General features: G+C 55.4%; 24 protein-coding genes. 2 read left to right on the top strand and 22 right to left on the bottom strand.

All coding sequences use genetic code 11. The annotated features are described in order from the left end of the window. Positions 1 to 166: 166 nt before the first annotated feature. The 17 genes from hisF to queC all read right to left on the bottom strand — a co-directional run bounded on the left by hisF (position 167) and on the right by queC (position 13,390). Positions 167 to 934, bottom strand: a complete 768-nt coding sequence (hisF, locus tag LVJ78_RS09860; protein ID WP_132953905.1) for an imidazole glycerol phosphate synthase subunit HisF — start codon at positions 932 to 934, stop codon at positions 167 to 169. A gap of 34 nt (positions 935 to 968) precedes the next feature. Continuing rightward, complete coding sequence (locus LVJ78_RS09865; RefSeq protein ID WP_132953904.1) at positions 969 to 1,286, bottom strand: multidrug transporter MatE; 318 nt, start codon at positions 1,284 to 1,286, stop codon at positions 969 to 971. 90 nt (positions 1,287 to 1,376) lie between these two features. Continuing rightward, entirely contained in the window at positions 1,377 to 2,117 is a 741-nt protein-coding gene (hisA, locus tag LVJ78_RS09870; RefSeq protein ID WP_132953903.1) for a 1-(5-phosphoribosyl)-5-[(5-phosphoribosylamino)methylideneamino]imidazole-4-carboxamide isomerase, read from the bottom strand. A 124-nt stretch (positions 2,118 to 2,241) separates the two neighbouring features. Beyond that, entirely contained in the window at positions 2,242 to 2,886 is a 645-nt protein-coding gene (gene hisH / locus LVJ78_RS09875) for an imidazole glycerol phosphate synthase subunit HisH (RefSeq protein WP_132953902.1), read from the bottom strand. 344 nt (positions 2,887 to 3,230) lie between these two features. Continuing rightward, entirely contained in the window at positions 3,231 to 3,536 is a 306-nt protein-coding gene (locus tag LVJ78_RS09880) for a hypothetical protein (RefSeq protein WP_132953901.1), read from the bottom strand. A 7-nt stretch (positions 3,537 to 3,543) separates the two neighbouring features. After that, complete coding sequence (locus LVJ78_RS09885; RefSeq protein WP_132953900.1) at positions 3,544 to 3,966, bottom strand: hypothetical protein; 423 nt, start codon at positions 3,964 to 3,966, stop codon at positions 3,544 to 3,546. Positions 3,967 to 4,207: 241 nt separating this feature from the next. Continuing rightward, complete coding sequence (locus LVJ78_RS09890; protein ID WP_132953899.1) at positions 4,208 to 4,936, bottom strand: amino acid ABC transporter ATP-binding protein; 729 nt, start codon at positions 4,934 to 4,936, stop codon at positions 4,208 to 4,210. A gap of 2 nt (positions 4,937 to 4,938) precedes the next feature. Further along, positions 4,939 to 5,613, bottom strand: a complete 675-nt coding sequence (locus LVJ78_RS09895) for an amino acid ABC transporter permease (RefSeq protein WP_132953898.1) — start codon at positions 5,611 to 5,613, stop codon at positions 4,939 to 4,941. Position 5,614: 1 nt separating this feature from the next. Then, the gene (locus LVJ78_RS09900) at positions 5,615 to 6,358 is read right to left on the bottom strand and encodes an amino acid ABC transporter permease (RefSeq protein ID WP_132953897.1); all 744 of its coding nucleotides are present in this window, start codon (positions 6,356 to 6,358) and stop codon (positions 5,615 to 5,617) included. A 385-nt stretch (positions 6,359 to 6,743) separates the two neighbouring features. Continuing rightward, the gene (locus LVJ78_RS09905) at positions 6,744 to 7,694 is read right to left on the bottom strand and encodes a transporter substrate-binding domain-containing protein (protein WP_481557202.1); all 951 of its coding nucleotides are present in this window, start codon (positions 7,692 to 7,694) and stop codon (positions 6,744 to 6,746) included. 325 nt (positions 7,695 to 8,019) lie between these two features. Further along, entirely contained in the window at positions 8,020 to 8,403 is a 384-nt protein-coding gene (locus LVJ78_RS09910) for a hypothetical protein (protein WP_132953895.1), read from the bottom strand. A 209-nt stretch (positions 8,404 to 8,612) separates the two neighbouring features. Continuing rightward, complete coding sequence (gene hisB / locus LVJ78_RS09915) at positions 8,613 to 9,527, bottom strand: imidazoleglycerol-phosphate dehydratase HisB (protein WP_132953894.1); 915 nt, start codon at positions 9,525 to 9,527, stop codon at positions 8,613 to 8,615. Positions 9,528 to 9,606: 79 nt separating this feature from the next. Further along, positions 9,607 to 10,689, bottom strand: a complete 1,083-nt coding sequence (gene hisC, locus LVJ78_RS09920; protein WP_132953893.1) for a histidinol-phosphate transaminase — start codon at positions 10,687 to 10,689, stop codon at positions 9,607 to 9,609. Between the two features lie 456 nt (positions 10,690 to 11,145). Then, positions 11,146 to 11,778: a 7-carboxy-7-deazaguanine synthase QueE gene (locus LVJ78_RS09925; protein WP_132953892.1), complete on the bottom strand. Its 633-nt coding sequence runs from the start codon at positions 11,776 to 11,778 to the stop codon at positions 11,146 to 11,148. 11 nt (positions 11,779 to 11,789) lie between these two features. Beyond that, positions 11,790 to 12,212: a 6-carboxytetrahydropterin synthase QueD gene (gene queD / locus LVJ78_RS09930; RefSeq protein WP_132953947.1), complete on the bottom strand. Its 423-nt coding sequence runs from the start codon at positions 12,210 to 12,212 to the stop codon at positions 11,790 to 11,792. 61 nt (positions 12,213 to 12,273) lie between these two features. Beyond that, complete coding sequence (locus tag LVJ78_RS09935) at positions 12,274 to 12,561, bottom strand: GIY-YIG nuclease family protein (RefSeq protein ID WP_132953946.1); 288 nt, start codon at positions 12,559 to 12,561, stop codon at positions 12,274 to 12,276. A gap of 172 nt (positions 12,562 to 12,733) precedes the next feature. After that, positions 12,734 to 13,390 carry a 7-cyano-7-deazaguanine synthase QueC gene (gene queC / locus LVJ78_RS09940; protein ID WP_132953891.1) on the bottom strand — a complete coding sequence of 219 codons (657 nt, stop codon included), beginning with the start codon at positions 13,388 to 13,390 and terminating at the stop codon, positions 12,734 to 12,736. 204 nt (positions 13,391 to 13,594) lie between these two features. Between queC and tsaD the strand changes: the two genes are divergently transcribed. Next, positions 13,595 to 14,665, top strand: coding sequence for a tRNA (adenosine(37)-N6)-threonylcarbamoyltransferase complex transferase subunit TsaD (tsaD, locus tag LVJ78_RS09945; RefSeq protein ID WP_132953890.1), 1,071 nt, complete (start codon positions 13,595 to 13,597; stop codon positions 14,663 to 14,665). Between the two features lie 183 nt (positions 14,666 to 14,848). Next, positions 14,849 to 15,232 (top strand): hypothetical protein, encoded by a 384-nt coding sequence (locus LVJ78_RS09950; RefSeq protein ID WP_132953889.1) that lies wholly within the window; start codon positions 14,849 to 14,851, stop codon positions 15,230 to 15,232. A 9-nt stretch (positions 15,233 to 15,241) separates the two neighbouring features. Here LVJ78_RS09950 and LVJ78_RS09955 read toward each other — a convergent pair whose 3' ends face one another. From LVJ78_RS09955 to pstA, 5 genes are all read right to left on the bottom strand, one after another. Next, positions 15,242 to 15,538 carry a hypothetical protein gene (locus LVJ78_RS09955; RefSeq protein WP_132953888.1) on the bottom strand — a complete coding sequence of 99 codons (297 nt, stop codon included), beginning with the start codon at positions 15,536 to 15,538 and terminating at the stop codon, positions 15,242 to 15,244. A gap of 146 nt (positions 15,539 to 15,684) precedes the next feature. After that, positions 15,685 to 17,526, bottom strand: coding sequence for a lytic transglycosylase domain-containing protein (locus tag LVJ78_RS09960; RefSeq protein ID WP_132953887.1), 1,842 nt, complete (start codon positions 17,524 to 17,526; stop codon positions 15,685 to 15,687). A gap of 260 nt (positions 17,527 to 17,786) precedes the next feature. Continuing rightward, a complete protein-coding gene (locus LVJ78_RS09965) occupies positions 17,787 to 19,244 on the bottom strand; it encodes a TrkH family potassium uptake protein (protein ID WP_132953886.1) in 1,458 nt (485 codons plus the stop codon). A 249-nt stretch (positions 19,245 to 19,493) separates the two neighbouring features. Continuing rightward, a complete protein-coding gene (gene pstB / locus LVJ78_RS09970; protein ID WP_132953885.1) occupies positions 19,494 to 20,249 on the bottom strand; it encodes a phosphate ABC transporter ATP-binding protein PstB in 756 nt (251 codons plus the stop codon). 62 nt (positions 20,250 to 20,311) lie between these two features. Then, a complete protein-coding gene (gene pstA / locus LVJ78_RS09975; RefSeq protein ID WP_207894301.1) occupies positions 20,312 to 21,151 on the bottom strand; it encodes a phosphate ABC transporter permease PstA in 840 nt (279 codons plus the stop codon). Positions 21,152 to 21,178 lie beyond the last annotated feature (27 nt).

A 21,178-nucleotide genomic window follows, 5' to 3' on the forward strand; every position in this document is an offset into this window, starting at 1 on the left:
ACACGCTTATGCTGCCTTGTGTGTGTCTGCGCATTTTATAGCGGCACGTTCCAAACCGGCGCTGCGTTGCCCCACCTTTTTCTGATTCAACGCACCCGCCCGTTTTACCGGCGGCTGCCCGTCCGGCAAAAAACAAGGCAGGTTTGCACCCGCCTTGTTGTTGTGTTCACAGCCGCACTTCAATCCCGGCAGCGCGCATGGCTGCTTTGGCTTCGCTGATGCGCACTTCGCCGAAGTGGAAAATGCTCGCCGCCAACACGGCATCGGCTTTACCCTCTTTCACGCCTTCAACCAAATGCTGCACATTGCCCACGCCGCCCGATGCAATCACCGGAATATCCAGCGCTTCGCTCACGGCGCGAGTGAGCGCCAGATTGAAGCCGATTTTGGTGCCGTCTCTATCCATGCTGGTGAGCAGAATCTCGCCGGCGCCGCGCGCCTGCATATTGAGCGCCCATTCCACCGCATCAATGCCGGTGGCCTTGCGCCCGCCGTGGGTAAACACTTCCCAGCGCGTGTTTTCGGGGTTGACTGCTTTGGCGTCGATCGCCACCACAATCGCCTGCGAGCCGAAAAAGCCGCTGGCTTCGTTGATTAAATCGGGGTTGGTCACGGCGGCGGTGTTGATGCCGGCCTTATCGGCACCGGCATTGAGCAGGCGGCGCACATCGGCCACGCTGCGCACGCCGCCGCCGACGGTGAGCGGAATAAACACTTGCGAAGCCACTTCTTCAATCACATGCAAAATGGTGTCGCGGTTGTCGCTGCTGGCGGTAATGTCGAGAAAAGTCAATTCGTCGGCACCCTCGTCGTTGTAGCGTTTGGCCACGTCCACGGGGTTGCCCGCATCGCGCAGGCCGACAAAATTCACGCCTTTCACCACGCGGCCGTTGTCCACATCGAGGCAGGGGATAATGCGTTTTGCTAATGCCATAATTGTTTACTCTGAAAATGCGGCCTTGCCTAATTCACGCCAGCCAGCCGGCCACCCAGGTTTCCACATGGGCGGAGAGCTGGAAATAGCCGATGGCCGACACCATGGCAAAGCCCAATGTGGTCATAAAGCTGGTGGCAAAGCGGTTGACCACCCAAAAAGACAGCCCCACATAAGCCCACAACAAACCCATGCTGATGCCCCAACCCAAATCGATGTGCGGCAACTGGAAAGCGATGGCCGTGCGCAGCAACACCACCAATATCATAAAGCCCAGGCTTTCGGTGAGCGCGTAGATGTCGCGATTGGACGACCATATCGTCCAAAAGCCCAAAATAAATGCTTCAAGCATGAGATTCCCTTAAATCTGAATGCTGTGGTATGGCGGGCAGCCGCTCCCAAACGGCTGCCTGATATTGCGGCAAACTGCCGCATCGCGCTTTCAGACGGCCAGCTCGTCGGCCAGCTTTTGCGCTTGGGCAAAATCAATGCTGCCCTCGTAAATCGCGCGGCCGGTAATCGCACCGGCAACACCTTGTGGCTCGACGGCACACAAGGCGCGGATGTCGTCGAGATTAGTGAGGCCGCCCGAAGCAATCACCGGTATGCCCACGGCTTCGGCCAGCTTGACGGTGGCTTCGATGTTCACGCCGCTCATCATGCCGTCGCGGCCGATGTCGGTGTAGATAATGCTGTTGACGCCGTCGTCGGCAAATTGCCACCCCAAATCGGCCACATGGTGCTCGGTTACTGTGGCCCAGCCGTCAATCGCCACCATGCCCTCTTTGGCATCCAGCCCCACAATAATATGGCCGGCAAAGGCTTTACAGGCTTCGCGCACAAACTGCGGGTTTTTCACCGCAGCGGTGCCGATAATCACATCGGTGAGCCCCAAATCGAGGTATTTTTCGATGGTGGCCAAATCACGGATGCCGCCGCCCAGCTGCACGGGCAGGGTTTTGCCCACTTCCTGCAAAATGGCGCTGATGGCTTCGAGGTTTTTCGGTTTGCCGGCGAAGGCGCCGTCCAAGTCCACCAAATGAAGGCGGCGCGCGCCTTGTTTCACCCAATGCAACGCCATTTCGGCAGGCTCGTCGGAAAACACAGTGGCCTGATCCATCAGGCCTTGCTTCAGGCGCACGCAGCTGCCTTCTTTTAAATCGATTGCAGGAATCAGTAACATTTTATTTCCATAGGGTTTAAGCGGCCTGAATATTTTCAGACGGCCTTTTATGCAGACACAGTTTCAGACGGCCGCGCAATCGCACAGGCCGTCTGAAAACATACATAAATGTATTTTACACAATTTAGCCGTTCCAGCGCAAAAAATTACGCAAAAGCAGCAAGCCGCCATCGTGGCTTTTTTCGGTGTGAAATTGCGTGGCAAACACATTATCCTTGCCCACCACGCAGGCGAATTCATGCGGATATTCGCTGCTGCCCAGCACAATATCGGGCGCGGCCGGGGCGAAATAATAGCTGTGCACAAAGTAAAAACGCGTGTCTTGCGCAATGCCTTCAAACAAAGGATGCGCCTGCGTTTGGTGCACCGTGTTCCAGCCCATATGCGGTACTTTGAGCTTGTCGCCGTGCGCATCGTGCTGATTGGCGGCAAAGCGTTTCACCTCGCCGGCAAACCAGCCCAAGCCCGGTGTGTTGCCCTCTTCGCTGTGGTCGAACAACAATTGCGCGCCCACGCAAATGCCGAAAAAAGGTTTGTTTTTCAGGCCGTCTGAAACCGCTTCGCCCAAGCCGCTTTGTTGCAGCGCGGCCATGCAGTCGGGCATCGCGCCTTGGCCGGGAAAAATGATTTTATCTGCGGCAAACACTTTTTCGGGCGCATCGGTGAGCTCGATTTCTGCGCGCACACCGGCGAGCTTCTGCGCCGCCTGTACCGATTTGAGCACCGAATGCAGATTGCCCATGCCGTAATCCACCACCACCACTTTCATGCGATTTTCCTTTTTTCTGCGTTAGGGGCTGTTCACATTTCACCCGTGCGTAAGATTTTGAGCGCAAAAGCGTGGCTGCAAGGCGAAAAGCACAGCAAGGTTGAACACCTTGCGAGCATTTTCAACGCAGCAGGCGCGTTTTTGAGCCAAAAGATTGCCACGAGATGAATTGTGAACAGACCCTGGGGTATCCTGACATTTCGTTTATGAGGAGGATTTTGTTCCTGCAAATGCAGATGCAAGGCAAAAAACGCAGCAAGGTTGGACACCTTGCGAGGCTTTTTAACGCAGCAGATGCGTTTTCAGGGACGAAATACACCCATAAATCGAAATGTCAGGATACCCTACAGGCTGCGCTGCATCACCGAAAACGACACCAACACAATCACCAGCGGCAACAAAGCGCCAAACCAATAAAGCGAGAGCCAGCGGACCCGCTCGCTGCGCCATTGGCGCAGCAGCACCAGATAAGCCCAACAATAAAAGCCGAAAGCGGCTGCGGCAATCGGCGACATCTCGCCGCCCACCACCACAAAGCCCGCCACGCCCAAACACAAGCCGTAGGATAGCGCCCACGGCCAAACCGGGCCGTTGCGGCCCACATAATCCTGCAATTTTCCAAAAATCAACAACAACACACTAGGCAACATAATCGGTTCAGTTAAGGGTTTGATTTTGCGTATCCGCACGGCGGCGTTTGAGCTCGCCCAAGCGCACCACCACATAAGCCATCAGCGCCACCACGAAAAACACCAGCAGCATCCAAGCGATGCCTTGCAGCGATTCGATAATGGTGCGATACACTTCGAGCACCCAGCGCTCGCCGGTAAGCGGCACGATTTGGGCTTTTTCATCCCAGCGCCACGGCGTGATGTATTTTTCCAGCTCGCCGATACGCACGCCGGCCGACACGCCCACCACCAAAATGGCAAACTTCATATAGCGCACCCAGGCTTCGCTGATGGGGTCGTCGATAATGCGGGTGAGGATATTGTGCAGCGGCTGCGCAAACAAACGCGCCACTAAGGCCGACACCGCCAGCGCCAGCACAAATGTAACCAACAGCAAGGTGATAAACATCGTGGCCTTTCATAGTGTTATACCAATCCCAAAAAATAACCTAACTTCGTTGTCTCGCCTTGCCATACTATCTGTACTGTCTTCGGCTCGCCGCCTTGTTAGCTTACTTTTTTGAATGGGTATTAGATGCAGCCTGCGAAAACCGGCAGGCCGTCTGAAAAGCGATTGTATGTTTCAGACGGCCTGATTGCCAAGTGTTTCCTGAAGAAAGCGCCGATTCTTCGGCCGCCTCCTTTTCGATTTAATGGTTCAAAATTTTCGACAAAAATTGCTGCGCCCGCTCGCTGCGCGGGCTGCCGAAGAATTCTTCAGTGCTGCAATCTTCCACAATCTGGCCGGCATCCATAAACACCACTTTATTGGCCACTTGCTTGGCAAAGCCCATTTCGTGGGTAACACACATCATGGTCATGCCCTCTTTAGCCAAGCCCACCATCACATCGAGCACTTCCTGAATCATTTCCGGATCAAGCGCGGAAGTGGGCTCGTCAAACAGCATAGCCACCGGATCCATGGCCAGCGCACGCGCAATCGCCACCCGCTGCTGCTGGCCGCCTGACAATTCGGCCGGATATTTGTGCGCCTGCGCGCTCAAGCCCACGCGGTCGAGATAGGCCAGCCCTTTTTTAAGCGCTTCTTGCTTGCTGCGGCCAAGCACCTTAATTTGCGCCACGGTGAGGTTGTCGGTGATGCTCAGATGCGGAAACAGCTCGAAATGCTGAAACACCATGCCCACGCGGCTGCGCAGCTTGGGTAAATCGGTTTGCGGATGCCCCACCGACGTGCCGTCGATCACGATTTCGCCTTTTTGGAAAGGCTCCAACCCGTTTACACATTTAATCAGCGTGGATTTGCCGCTGCCCGAAGGGCCGCACACCACCACCACATCGCCTTTGGCAATGCGGGTGCTGCAATCGGTGAGCACCTGAAAATCGCCATACCATTTATTCACATTGTTGATTTCAATCATTTTTACACCCGCAATCTTTTTTGCAAACGTTTCACACCAAAAGTGGCAATCGCGCTCACCGCAAAATACACCGCACCGGCAAACAGAATATACGGCGTGAGCATGCCCATCAAATCGCCGCGCACATAAGAGGCGCGGAAGAAATCCACCAAGCCGATAGCAAACACTAGCGTGGTATCTTGAAACAGAATAATGCTCTGCTGCAAAATCAGCGGCAGCATTTTGCGGAAAGCCTGCGGCAGAATCACGAGCCGCATGGTTTGGCTGTAAGTCATGCCCAGTGCTTTGGCCGCATTCACCTGCCCTTTGGAAATCGACTGTATGCCCGCGCGCACCACTTCGGCAAAATAAGCCGCCTCAAACACCATAAACGCCACCGCGCACGAAGCAAAAGCCACGTTGATGGTGAGATAGCGCCCGGTGGCCCAGTTGTACATCATCGGCACGGCGAAGTAAAACCAGATCAGCACCAAAAGCAAAGGCACCGAGCGGAAAAAATTCACATAAAGCTTGGCCGGCAGCGACAAGATTTTAAAAGGCGATAAACGCGCCAGCGCCAGCAGCGTGCCGATGACCATGCCGCCGGCCACAGCAATCGCCACGATTTCCAGCGTGGTGGTGATGCCGGCCAAAAGGCCGGGCGATGCCGCCTGCAATTCTGCAATTCCGAAAGCCATCTTATTTGCCCTCCGCCATCAAGCCCGGCACTCTGTATTTGCGCTCGAGAAAATTCATTAACATAATCAAAACCAAATTAATCACCAAATAAATCAGCGTGGCATAGGTGTAGATTTCAAAATTGTTTTGCGTGTATTCGGCAATGGTTTTGGTTTGGCTGATTAATTCGGCAACGCCCACCAGCGATGCCACCGAGGCGTTTTTAAAGCAGTTGGTCAATTCCGAGCTCATGGGCGGCAAAATCACCCGGAAAGCCTGCGGCAGCAGCACTTGCCGGTAAACTTGAGCAGTGCTGAATCCCAGCGCATAAGCGGCGTGGCTCTGCCCCTGCGGCAGCGACTGAATGCCGGTGCGCACCTGCTCGGCAATGCGCGCGGCGGTGAAAAGCCCCAAGCCCACGCTGGCCGAGAGCATGGCCGAGGTGTTGGGCGCAAGGCCGAAATACCACCATTGGCGCAAGCCTTCGGGAAAAAAGCCCGGCACCACGTAATACCAGATAAAAAGCTGCACCAGCAAAGGCACGTTGCGAAACAGGCTCACATAGGCCGAAGCGATGGTTTGCAGCGGCTTATTGGGCAGCGTACGCATAATGCCCAACACCGTGCCCAGCGTGAGCGCGATAAGCCAAGCGATGCCGCCGATTAAAAACAGCCAGCCGAGGCCCGAGAGCATCCAGCTCAAATAGGTTTCGTTGCCGATGCCGGTGCTGTCAAACAGCACGCCCCAGTTCCAGGAATAGCCCATATTCCGTTCCTTCTGTTGTTTGGATTCTGCCCTGATACGGCAGAATATTGGCTTTTATATACACCAAACGCCCTTTCCGTCGCTCCTGCGTAGGCAGGAGCACAGCCTGAAGCGCAGCTTCAGTTGTCGGGCAGCTAGCTACCATCAACACATAAAATCAAATATTTGATTTTATAGAGAATCTTTTATTTTCAGAAATGTGTGAGGCAAGCAAAGCGCTGCTTTGCACCGGGCACCTGCCTGCGCGGATGCGACAGATATCCGGTTTTGCAAAAGTCTCAGGCCGTCTGAAAACCATCCGGCTCGCACCGGCCATCTAAAGAAGGCGGCGGGCTTTTCAAACCCGCCGCCTTTTGCCACATGATGTGCCGGCTGTTTGAAATGTTTACTCTGCGGCTCTATCGGTGGGGTTGGCGATAATTTCTTTTACCTGCGCCGACATCGGAAATGCCAAATTCACGCCTTTGGGCGGAATCGGGCTTTCAAACCATTTTTTATACAGCGCATCGATTTCGGCGGTGTTTTTAAACGTGGCATCCAGCGCACCATCCACCACCGCTTTAAACGGCGCATCGCCTTTGCGCACCATGCAGCCGTAGCGCTCAAACGACATCGGCTCGCCCACAATCACCCAATTATCGGGGTTGGGCGTTTTGGCACGCTCGCCCGCCAGTAAAATATCATCCATCATAAAGGCTTGCGCGCGGCCGTTAAACAGCATCAGCGCGGCTTCGCCGTGGTCTTTGGCGGAAATAATGTTCATGCCGAGCTTTTCTTTGTCGTTATATTCTTTCAACAAACGCTCGGAAGTGGTGCCGGCCGTGGTGACCACGGTTTTGCCTTTCAAATCGCCAAAGCCGTTGATGCCGGCATCTTTGGCGGCCATCAGGCGGGTGCCGATTTCAAAGAAAGCATTGGAAAAATCCACCTGCTTTTGACGCTCGAGATTGTTGGTGGTGGAGCCGCATTCCAAATCTACCGTGCCGTTGCTCACCAGCGGGATGCGGTTTTGCGAGGTAACCAAGTTGTAGCGCACTTTCAAATCGGGCATGTTGAGCTCTTTTTTCACCGCTTCCACCACTTTGAGCTGCAAATCATGGGCATAGCCTACCGGTTGATTGGGCTGATCGGCAATGTAGGAAAACGGAATGGAAGAATCACGGTGCCCCAACACAATGGTGCCCGACGATTTGATTTTCTCCAAAGTGCCCTGCCCTGCTGCGGCCGGCGCGGCGCCTGATGCGCTGCTTTCGGCCGGTTTCGATGCTTCGCCGCCGCAAGCCGCCAAGCTCAATGCCGCCAAGCAGGCGAGGCTGAAAGGTTTGAGTGCTGTCAATTTCATTTCTTGCTCCTATGTTGTTGTCGTTATTCTGCACAAGCCCGCAGCCGCCGCAAAAAAGCCGCCCCGCCTTGATGGAATTTATCCTAGCTTAACCTATTTTATTTGACAACCCGATTAACACACTCAAATCATAAGTGGCTGATATTATTCAATCAATAAAATCAGAATATTTTACCGCTATCGATTTGATTGTTAACAATAAAAAGCTACTTTTCACTACATTGCAAACAATATTCATCTTAATCCCCATCACCAAAAAGGCCGTCTGAATGTTTCAGACGGCCTTTTTATGAACATATAATCATTTATCCGGCGCGCTTCAGCAATGATTGCCGTCTTTCGGATTGGGGTCGATTTGGTCGAGACGGGTGAGCGCTTTGCGGCGGATTTCCTCATCGCTCAGGGGCTTTTGCGCATAGGTAATGGCATCGTCCACCGAATCTTCAATCACCAATTCGCGCTCTTCCGCTTCCATTTCATCAGCGGTGGTGGGCTCGTGGCATTCGGAAATCTGGTCGGTGTTGAGCTCTACTTGCGGCTTGATGGCATCGAAATCCTGCTCGCCCGCTGCCACGCTGCCGGCCTGCGCCTGCTCGGCTTGGGCGGCTTCGCGGTGCAGGTAATCATCGCAGCGCTCTTGTATTACCGCATCGCACTCTTGCGATTCCATTACTTGGGCGTGCGTGGGGTTGGGCTTATTCATGATTTTCTCCTTGTGGCAGTTATTGTGTGAATGAGCGGCAAGGCTCAAGTGTTTTTATCATAACAAGAAAAAGGCCGTCTGAAAGCTTTCAGACGGCCTTTAGCAAGATTTAACCGATGCCTGAATGCCGACATCATTCGAGCATAAAGCCAATCAGGCCGTCTGAAACCCTGCACTTTCAGACGGCCTGATATAAACAGCAAGCTGCATCAGGCGGTGAGCGTGCCTTTGGTGGAGGGCATTTGACCGGCCATGCGCTCATCGTGCGCCACGGCCATGCGCAGCGCGCGGCCAAACGCTTTAAACACGGTTTCGGCTTGATGGTGTGCATTGATGCCGCGCAGGTTGTCGATATGCAGCGTCATCATGCTGTGGTTGACCAAGCCGTGGAAAAATTCGCTGAATAAATCCACATCGAATTTGCCGATCATGGCGCGGGTGAATTCGAGGTTGTACACCAAGCCCGGGCGGCCGGACAAATCGAGCACCACGCGGCTCAAGGCTTCATCGAGCGGCACATAGCTCATGCCGTAGCGGCAGATGCCGGCTTTGTCGCCCAGAGCTTGCTTGAGCGCCTGCCCCAGCGTGATGCCGATGTCTTCCACGGTGTGGTGGTCGTCGATGTGCAAATCGCCCCGGCAGGTGATGTCGAGATCAATCAGGCTGTGGCGGCTGATTTGGTCGAGCATGTGCTCGAGAAAAGGCACGCCGGTGTCGAATCGGCTTTGGCCGGTGCCATCCAGATTGATGGACACGGTGATTTGGGTTTCGCTGGTGTGGCGGCTCACGGTGGCGCTGCGCGTTTGCGCTGCTTCCGCAGCCATGGCCAGCGCGGCCTCGGCAGCGGCTTTTTCCGCTTTTTCGGCCTTTTCTTCTTTAGACAGATGCTTTCTGCCCATCCAGCCGGCGGGCTTGCCCATGCCGTTTTCTAGCTTGGCCTGCAAGGCCGATTGGATGCCGCGCCCTTTGGCGGTTTCATCCTGCGCCTGTTTTTCCAGGCGGTGTTTCAGCTGATACAGCGCGGAAGGGTTGTCGTAGCCGCTGCGGCGGGCCAGCTCGCCAAGCGAGCCGGCTTCTTCGATCAGCAGATAAAGGTTTTGCAGATGGGTTTGTATTTTTTTCATAATCCGGTCTTTTTTATCAATAAAAGCAATCACTTAAATGCAAAACGCAAATACGCTCAGGTTTGTTTGCATTTTATCTTTATTTTTCATACAGCGCGCGCATCAGCGCCAACACGGCATCGTTTTGCCCGGGCGCACCCATGGTGATGCGCACACATTGCGCCAGCAGCGGGTGCGCGCCGTGCAATTTTTTAATTAAAATCTTATTTTGCTTGAGCGTGTCAAACAATTGATCTGCATCGGGCACGCGCACGGTGATGAAATTGGCTTCGCTCTCAAAAGCTTGAATAGCGGCGATTTGCTGCAATTGCGCCAGCATGCGCTCGCGCTCGGCTTTGAGCTTGGCGGTGGTGGCAGCAATGGCATCGGCATGCTCGAGCGCAAATTTGGCGGTGGCCAGGCTCAGCTGGTTCATATTATAAGGCGGCACGATCTTGGCCAGCTCGTTGATGATTTCGGCGCAGCCGGCGGCATAGCCCACGCGTATGCCGGCAAAGCCGATTTTGCTCACGGTGCGCATCAGCACCAAATTTTCAATCTGCCCCGCTTGCGGCAAAAAGCTGTCGCCGCTGAATGCGCCATAGGCTTCGTCCACCACCACAACGCCGGGCGCGGCATTGATAATGGCCTGCACTTGGGCGCGCGAAAAGCCCACGCCGGTGGGGTTGTTGGGATACGACACAAACACCAGCGCCGGCCGATGCGCGGCAATGGCCTCAAGCACGGCCGGCAGATTCATGCTGAAATCGTCGTTCAGCGGCACACCGATATAATCGAGCCCGTAAACCTGCGCATTGTGCCGATACATCACAAAGCTCGGCTCCAGCGCCAGCACCGCAGCACCGGGCTTGGCCACCAGCATGGTGATGAGTTGGATTAATTCATCCGAGCCGTTGCCCAGCGCGATTTCGGCAGCGGCCGGAATATCAAAAGCCTGGCGCAGCGCGGCTTGCAGGCCGCTGGTGGCAGGATTGGGATAAAGATGAATCGGCGCTTCAGCCAAGCGGGCAGCCCATTCGGCCTGCAATTGGGGCGAGTGGGCAAACGGGTGATACGGGCTTTCCATGGCATCGAGCTTAGTGAAGCCTTCGGGCAGCGCGGCCACTTGATAAGCGCTCATGGCGCGGATGTCGGCGCGGATAATATCGGATAAATGGCTCATTAACGGCTTTGGTGTAAACAGGCCGTCTGAAACACGACGCGCCTTTTTTGTCGACAAAATGCTCGGGGCTGTTTACATTTATTCGCGGGTAAGATTTTGAGCGAAAAAGCGTATATGCAAGGCAAAAAGCGCAACCGGCACGTTTGATCGCCAAAAGATTGCCGCGAAATGAAATATAAACAGCGCCTAATGTATCATAAAAAAGCGTGTGTTGCAGGCAAAGAACGTGTATTGCAGGCCGTCTGAAAAATGCGGTTTCAGACGGCCTGCAACACCAGGGTCTGTTCACATTTCATCCGTGCGTAAGATTTTGAGTGCAAAAGCGCGTTTGCAAGGCGAAAAGCGCAGCAAGGTTGGACACCTTGCGAGCATTTTCAACGTGGCAGGCGCGTTTTTGAGCCAAAAGATTGCCACGAGATGAATTGTGAACAGACTCTAGGGCGTCCTAGCACCTGATTATTCAATGCCCGCCCATTTATGCGTTTGCACGCTGAGCTGCCAATGCACTTGGGCATCGGCGCGCGCGTTGAGCAGGCCGATTTGGCGGATGGTGTCGTAAATATTCATTTGGCCGTCGATTTCGCAGGGCGAAAGATAATAATGAGCGGCGCGGATTTTCTGCTCCATTTCGGCGCAAAAAGCCAACACATCGCCATCGGCCACAATGCGCACTTCATCGGCCGCTTCAATGCATTGCTGCCGGTATTTTTCCGCATAGCAGGCTTTGGGGCTGGCGGCCACATAATCGATTTGCACGGGCGCAGGCTTGAGGCCGTTGGTTTCGATGCACAAACGATAACCTTGCGCTTTGAGCGCATCGAGCAAAACACTCAAATGCGGCTGTATGGTGGGCTCGCCGCCGGTGATGATGATGTTGCGCGCGGCATAGGTTTGCAGGCGGCTTAAAATGTCGCTCAGGCGCATCATGCCGAATTTCAGGTAATCGGTGTCGCACCAGGCGCAGGCCAGATTGCATTTGCCCAAGCGGATAAACACGGCGCTCATGCCGGTGTTGTAGCCCTCGCCTTGCAGGCTTTCGAAAATTTCCACAATGCGGAATTCGGGGTTTTCGGGGTGGATGGTTTGCATTTCAGACGGCCTCACGCGCTGCACTCGCAATAAGAAGTGGGCGTTTCCCACAAACGCAGCGCGGATACGTTCAAGCGGCCTTCGTTGCGCAGCAGGTCAAACATATATTGCGCCATATTCTCCGCCGTGGTGCGTTTGGCCATCGGCAGGGTTTTAAGCTGCCAGCCTTCGAGCATGGCGGCGATTTCGCACTCGCGCGCGCTTTCGGTGTGGTAGATAAAGGCGTGGTCAAACGGCTCTACCACCAGCTTTTTCACGATGGTTTTCAAATCGGCAAAGTCGATCACCATGCCGTCTTTAGCGCCGCCGAGTATCAAATCGCCGCTGATTTCCACTTCGAGTTTATACGTGTGGCCGTGCAGATTTTTGCACTTGCCGTCGTGATGGTCGAGCATGTGCGCCATGTCGAATGAGAAGGTTTTGGTGATTTTCATCATTTATGTTCCGAGGCCGTCTGAAGGTTTCAGACGGCCTATTGTTAAGTAGATTGTCACATTAGCCGATAATATCCGGCCACAAATCGCGCCAAGCTGAATTATGTTGTTCAATCAAATCAAGCTTCCATTTACGCTGCCATTTTTTCAATTGCTTTTCGCGGCCAATCGCACTTTCCATATTCTCGTGCAATTCATACCAAACCAGCAGGGATATTTGATAACGGTCGGTAAATCCTGCCACTTGATGATTTCGATGTTGGTAAACGCGCTGAATCAGATTGGAGGTTACGCCGATATACAGCGTGCCATTGCGCTGACTGGCCATGATATACACGGCAGGCTGCATGACTTTATTCATTGATATACACTTTGATATACACTTTCCATTCCGTCATTGTCGGGCTTTGACCCGACAATCCAGTCTGTTGGGATACTGAGCAAAGAGAATCGTTTTTGGAATCGGCGTTCTGGATTGTCGGGTCAAAGCCCGACAATGACGAATGACGGTTACTGAAAATTCAAGCGCCTTTTTGCGCCAGATATTCCGCCAGCCCGCGCTCGCGCAGCACGCAGCTGGGGCATTGACCGCAGCCGCCGGCCACGCCCATATAGCAGGTGTGGGTGTGGGTGCGCACATAATCGAGCGCGCCCAGATTATCGGCCAGCGCCCAAGTTTGCGCTTTGGTGAGATACATCAGCGGCGTGTGGATTTGAAAAGCATAATCCATCGCCAGATTGAGGGTGACATTCATCGATTTCACAAACACATCGCGGCAGTCGGGGTAGCCTGAAAAATCGGTTTCGCACACGCCGGTGATGATGTGCACAATATCCCGGCTTTTGGCGTAAATCGCGGCATAAAGCAGAAACAAGGCATTGCGCCCGTCTACAAACGTGTTGGGCGGGCCGCTATCGGCGGTGCGGATTTCGGCTTTATCGTCCATCAGCGCATTGTGGGTGATTTGCTGCATCAGGCTCAAATCGAGCACGGTTTGCGGCACGCCCAAATCGGCGGCAATCCAGCGCGCTTTTTCCAGCTCGACGGCGTGGCGCTGGCCGTATTGAAAAGTGACGGCCTCGACATTTTCGCGGCCGTAAGTTTGAATCGCCTGAATCAGGCAGGTGGTAGAATCTTGGCCGCCTGAAAAGATAACCAAGGCTTTTTGCTGTGGCATTTCGGTTTCCTAGTTTTGATTGGGAACGCAGGTTCCGGGCGGGATGGTTGCGAACCGCCGCTAAAAAAGAATCGGCATTATAAGCCAAATCAATCGGGAAATCCGTTAAAATATCATGCTTTACTTTTCAGACGGCCTCTGTGTTGATTCACAAAAAAAGGCCGTCTGAAACCGATCGCTATTTTAGGCAGGAGCTGGCAGCAAATGTTGGTATTGGGAATCGAATCTTCATGCGATGAAACCGGCGTGGCGCTTTACGAGCACACGCACGGCTTGTTGGCGCACCAATTGCACACGCAAATGGCGATGCACGCGGAATACGGCGGCGTGGTGCCCGAATTGGCCAGCCGCGACCACATCCGCCGGCTGGTGCCGCTCACCGAAGCAGCCTTGCAAGAAGCCGGCAAAAGCTATGCCGATATCGATGCCGTGGCCTTTACACAGGGCCCGGGCTTGGGCGGCGCGCTTTTGGCCGGTGCAAGCTTTGCCAACGCGCTGGCTTTTTCGCTGGGCAAGCCCGCCATTGCGGTGCACCATCTCGAAGGCCACCTGCTCTCGCCCTTATTGGCCGCTGAAAAGCCCGAATTTCCTTTTGTGGCCTTGCTGGTTTCCGGCGGCCACACGCAATTGATGGCCGTGCGCGGCATAGGCGACTACACCTTGCTCGGCGAAAGTGTCGACGACGCGGCCGGCGAAGCCTTCGACAAAACCGCCAAGCTGCTCGGCCTGCCTTATCCGGGCGGCGCGAAATTATCCGAGCTGGCCAGGCTCGGCTCGCCCGATGCCTTTCAATTGCCGCGCCCGATGCTGCATTCGCCCGATTTGCAGATGAGCTTTTCCGGCCTCAAAACCGCCGTGCTCACCGCCGTGCAAAAAGTGCGCGCGCAAAGCGGCAGCGATGAAATACCCGCGCAAACCCGCAACGACATCTGCCGCGCTTTTCAAGATGCGGTGGTGGACGTGCTCGCCGCCAAAGCGCAAAAAGCCCTGCTCGACACGGGTTTTCGCACGCTGGTGGTGGCCGGCGGCGTGGGTGCCAACTGGAAGCTGCGCGAAGTGTTCGCCCGCTTGAGCGTGCGCAGGCCGTCTGAAAAAGGCCGCCCGAAACCGGCGGCCGAAAAAATAAACGTGTTTTTCCCGCCGCTCGAATACTGCACCGACAACGGCGCGATGATTGCCTTTGCCGGCGCCATGCGTTTGCAAAGCGGCCACAGCGCCGGCGCGTTTAATGTGAAGCCGCGCTGGCCGCTCACCGAGATTGTGAAAAGCGCTTGAGAAAAACAACAAACAGGCCGTCTGAACGCCGCATTCAGACGGCCTGTTTGTGTAAAAAAACCACAAAACATGCCATATCGCGCCATCAAACCGTAAAATCCGGCAGAAAATGCCCACATTGCCGAACCCTCTGCCCCAAGCGCACTCCAAACAGCCGATTCTGCACAACCCGAAAGGACAAGCATGAAAAAGCCGACAACTGCACTCGCGCTCTCCGGCATTATGGCGCTCTTTTCCGCCAGCGCCTTTTCCGCCGCGCTGCCCAACGAGATTTTCCAGCCGCGCGGCGCGCAAACGGTTTTGGCCGACCAAAAAAGCAGCGGCGGATTTGCCGCCGAATTCAGCCTGCAAGCGGGGCAAAACAGCGTGCAGGCGCTGGCGCGGCAAGTACGCAACCACGCCCAACGGCACGGCTTCAAAGTGGTGGCCTCGGCCATCGAGCCGGATGACGCCGATTTGAAATTCACCCGCCGCGGCCAGGCGCTGGATGTGTCTATCGGTCGCAACCGGCACGGCACGATTGCCTATAAAGCCGATTTGGATACGAATCCGCGCCAAAGCGGATAACGCAATCCCTCAGGTAAAACAATGTTTCAGGCCGTCTGAAAAAACTTTCAGACGGCCTTTGCGTTTTATGCAGCCATGCATATTCATGCGCATGATGACGCCGCCAAAGCGCGGCGTGCGTAGCTGCACATAATGAAATTTAATGCCAATCCAAAAAATAATCATACGGCCTTGTCTCACCTTGCTGCGCCATAGTGAAATGCAAGAACAAGTGATACAAAACAATGCTCTATAACGGAACAGCTTATGTTGATAAGCCAACGTTTCAGACGGCCTATGGGCTTGTTGTGTCACTTTTTCGTGCATTCCACTACAGGCTCCTGCCTACGCAGGAGCGACAGACTGTATGTGTACGATTGCACCGCAAAAGCTGCGGCTTACGCTGCTGATAAAGTCAAGGCCGTCTGAAAAACTTTCAGACGGCCTTGGTTTTGATGTTTGCCGCTAAACGCTTAACGCCCCGGCACCGTGCCCATGCGCTGTTTCAGCGAGGTTTGCGGCTCGTTGAAGAGGCTGGCGTAATAAGTGGCGTTGGTCATCACTTTTTTCACGTAATCGCGGGTTTCGTTAAACGGAATGGTTTCGGCATAAATCGCGCCCTCGAGCGGGGTGGCGGCCTGCCAGCGGCGCGCGCGGCTGGGGCCTGCGTTGTAGCCGGCGGTGGCCATCACTTCATCGTTGCTCAGGCGGCGTTTGGCGTCGCCCAAATACCAAGTGCCCATGCGGATGTTGCCGTCCATGGTGTGCAATTGGTCGGGGCTCATGCCGATTTTGCCGGCGATTTCGCGCGCGGTGGCGGGCATCACCTGCATCAGGCCGTGCGCGCCCACATTGGAGCGTGCGCCTATCATAAAGCGGCTTTCCTGGCGGATCAGGCCGTATACCCAGGCCGGATCTACGCCGGCCTGCGCTGCGTAGCGTTCGGTGAGGTCGCGGAAGGGCGAGATATAGCGCAGGTTGTAGTTGAGCTTTTTGTCGGTGCGCTCGGCGCTGTTGATGGCCATTTCGTAAAATTGGTTGTCAAATGCCAATTGGGCGGCGGCGAGCAAAGTGTTTTCATCGGCACCACGGGTGGCATAGCGCCATTCGGCTTGCGCTTGGCGGCGCATGTTCCAATCATCGCCATTTTGGGCGGCGCGAAACAGGGTGAGCGAGCGGTCGACGGCGCCGTCGCGTGCAAGTTTGTTAACATCGCTTTTGGGCGCTGTGCCCACATTATTGCGGGTGTTGATGCGCCCGCCCAGCTCTTCGGTGGCCAGCACGGCATAGAAATTGCGCCCGCTCTCGGCCACTTTTTCATAAAGGGCTTTGGCACGCGCCTGCTGCCCTTGTGCAGCATAGCTGCGGGCGAGCCAATAGCGCCAGTCGGGGGTGTTTTTCAATTTATCGGGCATGCTGTTGATGATGCCGGCCAAATCGCTCCATCGTTGCAGGCGCAAGGCGGCGCGGGCATACCATTCGAATTGGTCGTTGGAAAGCTGGCTGCGATCGGCGCGGTTGTAATAGCTCAGCGCGGCGGGCATGTTTTGGTTGAGCGCTTGCGCGTGGCCGAGCACGCCCCAAGCAAAGCCGCTTTGCGCGCGGCTAAGGCTGCCGGACATGGCTTCTAAGCGGGCGGCGGCTTCGGGCGTGGATTTGGCATTGCGGCCGATGATGTTGACCATGCTGTATTCCTGCGCGCCCTGCCCTGTGCCCTCAAACGGGCTGCCCAAAGCGGCGGCCAAGTTGCGGGCATCGGTGATTTGGTTGTTGCTGATTAAGCCGCGCACGCGCCGCCAGGCATCGGCCTGGTTCAGGCGGCCGCCGGCAGCGGCGGATTCGAGCAAGGTGTTGCAGCCTTGCGGCAGGCGGCCGATTTCGCGCACCAATTCATCGGCCAGCGCGCTCTTGCCGCCGCCGATATAGTCGGCATAGCATTGCACTTCTTGCGCGCGCCCTTCTTTATCGAGCAAGGCATATTGCTGCTGAAATTGCGGCCATTGGCCGCGCCGGCCGAGGCTTTTGAGCCATTCGTTGCGCACGGTTTCGGCCATGGCGCTGCTGCCGGCTTGGCTTAAAAATTGGGCGGGCAATACATCATCGTTGCGCTTGACGGCTTCCAGCGCACTGCGGTAAAGGCTGTAATCCGACATGATTTTGGCGGGCGTTTCCACACTGCGGCTGCCGGGCAGGCTTACGCCGGAGGTGTCGCGGGTGTTGATCGGCTCCAGCGGCTGCTCGGGCGAGGAGCAGGCGGCCAGCGCCAAGGCGGCGGCGGCCAATGCGGTGAATTTGAAGGTGCGGTATGCAGACATGTGTGGCCTCTTGATAAATGCGGGCTGACGGGGTCAGCACATGGTGTGGCGGGAAAGGGGTTTGGCCTATGCGGCTTTGACGGCCATTATAGTGAATGACAAGCATTTTGGGCGCGGCGCGGGCGTGTGCGGTAGAAGATTTACATTATCCGGCATTCAGACGGCCTAAAAACCAAGCAACACGGCGGGGGCATGCGTACGATTACGCTGCGCTAATCGTACCTACGCATGTCGTACCTGTGCATGCAGGCCGTCTGAAATTATTTTTTCCAATAAGCGGGGGTGAGCAACACCAGCACGGTGAAAATTTCCAGCCGCCCCAGCAGCATCACCATGGTGCAAAACCATTTTTGGCTGTCGGTGAGCAAGGCATAGTTGCTGGCGGGGCCTACTTCGCCCAAGCCGGGGCCGGCATTGGTGATGCAGGCGATCACGGCGGTGAAGGCCGACATAAAATCGAGCCCGGTGGCCATCATCAAAAAGGTAAACAGCACCACGGTGATGAAATACACCGAAATAAAGGCCAAAATCGTCAGCGCCGTGCGGTCGGGTATGCTGCGCTTGTTGATTTTCACTGTGCGCACGGCATGCGGGTGCAAAAGCAGCACCACTTCGCGCAGGCTGAATTTAAACAGCACCAGCGCGCGCACGTTTTTAATGCCGCCGCCCATCGAGCCTGAGCTGGCTAAAAGGTTGGAGAGGAAAAACATCCACAGCGAGGCCAAGAGCGGCCAGGTGGCAAAATCGGTGTTGGCAAAGCCGCTGGCCAAGCCGATAGACACAAAATTGAAGCCCACAAAGCGAAACGCATCCGAGAGGCTCGTGTAATACTGCTGCTGCCACAGATAAAGGCTGGCGGCGACAATGCTGCCGCCCAGCACCACCAGCATCACCCGGCATTCTTCATCGCGCCAATAGCTTTTGAGCGAGCGGTTGCGCACGGCGGCGAAATGGCTGGCATAGTTGATGGCGCCGGTAACTGTGGCCACGATAATCACCATTTCAATGGCCACGGAATTGAAATAGGCAATGCTGTTGTCGTGGGTGGAAAAGCCGCCCAGCGACACCGCCGACATGGCGTGGCAGATGGCGTCAAACCAGCTCATGCCCGCCCAATGCAGCGCCAAAAAACACGCCACGGTGATGGAAAGATAGGCCATCCACAGTTTTTTGGCCACTTGCGAAATGCGCGGTGCCAATTTGCTGTCTTTATCCACGCCCGGGATTTCGGCTTTGAAAAGCTGCCTGCCGCCCACGCCGAGCATGGGCAGAATCGCCACCGCCAGCACGATAATCCCCATGCCGCCGAGCCAATTGAGCATATGGCGCCAAAAATTGAGCGAAGGCGCGAGCGTGTCGAGGCTGTTGATCACGCTGGCGCCGGTGGTGGTGAGCCCCGACATCGCCTCGAAAAACGCATCGGTGTAGCTCATATTGGGAAAATAAAGATAAAACGGCATCGCGGCGATGGCGGCAAAGCCCACCCACAGCATAAACACCAGCGTGAAGCCGTCGCGCTGGCGCAGCTCGCGGTTGTAGTGCCAGGTGAGCAGCCACACCGATACCGAGCCGATAATGGTCACCAGCGCGGTGCGGCCGAATGCGGGCAGCGCATCGTCGAGAAACAGATACGACACAAACGTCGGCACCAACAGCAGCACGGAAAACAACACGCCGAGCTTGGAGAGCACGTGGATAATCGGAATAATTTTATGCATGGCGCAACAGCGTTCAGACGGCCTTTGATTAAAAGAAAACAAATGCATTCAGACGGCCTAGTTTGCCCGAGGCCGTCTGAAACCTTATTTTATAGCGGATACAGGGAATAAGCTATCTATCATTGCTATCGGGCAGCGGGCAGCGCAAGAGGTGTTGCGCGGCTTATGGCTGATGATGCCACAAGGCCGTCTGAAAAGTTTTCAGACGGCCTCTTGGCAAGATTCATCATCCCACCGCTTCAAAACCCATCAGCCGAATTTGCCGGTGATGTAATCTTCGGTTTCTTTGCGCGAGGGGTTTTTAAACACTTTTTCGGTGCGGTCCACTTCGATTAATTCGCCCAAATACATATAGGCGGTGAAATCGGACACGCGCGCGGCTTGCTGCATGTTGTGGGTGACCATGGCGATGGTGTAGTCTTTTTTCAGCTCGGTTACCAATTCTTCGATGTGGGCGGTGGAAATCGGGTCGAGTGCGGAAGTGGGCTCGTCGAGCAGCACCACTTCGGGCTTGTTGGCCACGGCGCGCGCGATGCACAGGCGCTGCTGCTGGCCGCCGGAGAGCGAGTTGCCGCTTTGCTTGAGCTTGTCTTTCACTTCGCCCCACAGCGCGGCTTTGCGCAAAGCCCATTCCACGCGGTCGTCCAATTCGCTTTTGCTCAGCTTTTCGTAAAGCTTCACGCCGAAGGTGACGTTGTCGTAAATCGACATGGGAAAGGGCGTGGGCTTTTGAAACACCATGCCCACTTTGGCGCGCAAGAGGTTCAGGTCGATATCTTTGCCGAGAATGTTTTTATCGTCCAGCAGCAAATCGCCCTCGGCTTTCATGCCCGGATAAAGGTCGTACATGCGGTTGAAGGTGCGCAGCAAGGTGGATTTTCCGCAGCCGGAGGGGCCGATAAAGGCGGTGACTTTGTTGGCGGGAATATCCAGATTGATGTTTTTCAGCGCGTGGAAAGAGCCGTAGTAAAAGTTGAAATTGCGCACGGCGATTTTGGTTTCCATTGTGATTCCTTGGTGTAATCAAATAAGTGTAAGCAAGTGTTCGGTGTTTCAGGCGGCCTCGGTCAGCTGTTTCTGCTGCTGATGTAGCGCGCCAGAATATTGGCAATCAGCACGGTGAGCGTAATCAGCAGCGCGGCAGCCCAGGCCAAGTCGTGCCAATCGCTGTAAGGGCTCATGGCGAATTGGTAAATCACGTTGGGCAGGTTGGCAATCGGCTGATTCATGTTGGTGCTGAAAAATTGGTTGTTGAGCGCGGTGAAGAGCAAGGGCGCGGTTTCGCCGGAAATGCGGGCAAATGCCAGCAACACGCCGGTGAGCACACCGGCCTGCGCCGCCCGCAGCGTGACCATCATCACGAGCTTCCATTTGGGCGTGCCCAGCGCATAAGCGGCTTCGCGCAGGCTGTTGGGCACGAGCTTGAGCATGTTTTCCGTGGTGCGCACCACCACCGGAATCACCAACAGCGATAAGGCCAGCGAGCCTGCCCAGCCGGAAAAATGGCCTTGCTGCACCACCACCAATTCGTAAATAAACAGGCCGATTACGATAGAGGGCGCGGAGAGCAAAATGTCGTTCATAAAGCGGGTGGCGGCGGCCAATTTGCTGCGCTGGCCGAATTCGGCCAGAAAAATGCCGCACAAAATGCCGATGGGTGTGCCGATCAAAAGGCCGAAGAGCGTAATCATCAGGCTGCCCAAAATGGCATTGCGCAAGCCGCCTTCCATGCCCGGCGGCGGTGTGTCGAGCGTGAAAATATGCGTGCCCAGGCCGCTGAAGCCTTCATAAAACAAGGTGTAGAAAATCCAACCCAGCCAGAAAAGGCCGAAGGCCATTGTGAGCCATGCCATGGTGAGATTGAAGCGGCTCACCAAGCGGCGGCGGCGGTAAACCGCGTTATTCATATTGCTTTGCATCAGGTTTTCCTCGAG

It is taken from the genome of Uruburuella suis, from assembly GCF_022870845.1.
GTDB lineage: Bacteria > Pseudomonadota > Gammaproteobacteria > Burkholderiales > Neisseriaceae > Neisseria > Neisseria suis.

Bases quoted from the DNA above. Each gene is read 5' to 3' on its own strand.
- LVJ78_RS09900 (WP_132953897.1), bottom strand. From the start codon at position 6,358: ATGGGCTATTCCTGGAACTGGGGCGTGCTGTTTGACAGCACCGGCATC.
- pstA (WP_207894301.1), bottom strand. From the start codon at position 21,151: ATGAATAACGCGGTTTACCGCCGCCGCCGCTTGGTGAGCCGCTTCAAT.
- LVJ78_RS09950 (WP_132953889.1), top strand. From the start codon at position 14,849: ATGAAAAAGCCGACAACTGCACTCGCGCTCTCCGGCATTATGGCGCTC.
- hisB (WP_132953894.1), bottom strand. From the start codon at position 9,527: ATGAAAAAAATACAAACCCATCTGCAAAACCTTTATCTGCTGATCGAA.
- hisA (WP_132953903.1), bottom strand. From the start codon at position 2,117: ATGTTACTGATTCCTGCAATCGATTTAAAAGAAGGCAGCTGCGTGCGC.
- LVJ78_RS09955 (WP_132953888.1), bottom strand. From the start codon at position 15,538: ATGCACGAAAAAGTGACACAACAAGCCCATAGGCCGTCTGAAACGTTG.
- hisH (WP_132953902.1), bottom strand. From the start codon at position 2,886: ATGAAAGTGGTGGTGGTGGATTACGGCATGGGCAATCTGCATTCGGTG.
- LVJ78_RS09910 (WP_132953895.1), bottom strand. From the start codon at position 8,403: ATGAATAAGCCCAACCCCACGCACGCCCAAGTAATGGAATCGCAAGAG.
- LVJ78_RS09925 (WP_132953892.1), bottom strand. From the start codon at position 11,778: ATGCAAACCATCCACCCCGAAAACCCCGAATTCCGCATTGTGGAAATT.
- LVJ78_RS09895 (WP_132953898.1), bottom strand. From the start codon at position 5,613: ATGGCTTTCGGAATTGCAGAATTGCAGGCGGCATCGCCCGGCCTTTTG.
- pstB (WP_132953885.1), bottom strand. From the start codon at position 20,249: ATGGAAACCAAAATCGCCGTGCGCAATTTCAACTTTTACTACGGCTCT.
- LVJ78_RS09965 (WP_132953886.1), bottom strand. From the start codon at position 19,244: ATGCATAAAATTATTCCGATTATCCACGTGCTCTCCAAGCTCGGCGTG.
- LVJ78_RS09890 (WP_132953899.1), bottom strand. From the start codon at position 4,936: ATGATTGAAATCAACAATGTGAATAAATGGTATGGCGATTTTCAGGTG.
- hisF (WP_132953905.1), bottom strand. From the start codon at position 934: ATGGCATTAGCAAAACGCATTATCCCCTGCCTCGATGTGGACAACGGC.
- queD (WP_132953947.1), bottom strand. From the start codon at position 12,212: ATGAAAATCACCAAAACCTTCTCATTCGACATGGCGCACATGCTCGAC.
- LVJ78_RS09935 (WP_132953946.1), bottom strand. From the start codon at position 12,561: ATGCAGCCTGCCGTGTATATCATGGCCAGTCAGCGCAATGGCACGCTG.
- LVJ78_RS09865 (WP_132953904.1), bottom strand. From the start codon at position 1,286: ATGCTTGAAGCATTTATTTTGGGCTTTTGGACGATATGGTCGTCCAAT.
- tsaD (WP_132953890.1), top strand. From the start codon at position 13,595: ATGTTGGTATTGGGAATCGAATCTTCATGCGATGAAACCGGCGTGGCG.
- queC (WP_132953891.1), bottom strand. From the start codon at position 13,390: ATGCCACAGCAAAAAGCCTTGGTTATCTTTTCAGGCGGCCAAGATTCT.
- LVJ78_RS09880 (WP_132953901.1), bottom strand. From the start codon at position 3,536: ATGTTGCCTAGTGTGTTGTTGTTGATTTTTGGAAAATTGCAGGATTAT.
- LVJ78_RS09960 (WP_132953887.1), bottom strand. From the start codon at position 17,526: ATGTCTGCATACCGCACCTTCAAATTCACCGCATTGGCCGCCGCCGCC.
- hisC (WP_132953893.1), bottom strand. From the start codon at position 10,689: ATGAGCCATTTATCCGATATTATCCGCGCCGACATCCGCGCCATGAGC.
- LVJ78_RS09885 (WP_132953900.1), bottom strand. From the start codon at position 3,966: ATGTTTATCACCTTGCTGTTGGTTACATTTGTGCTGGCGCTGGCGGTG.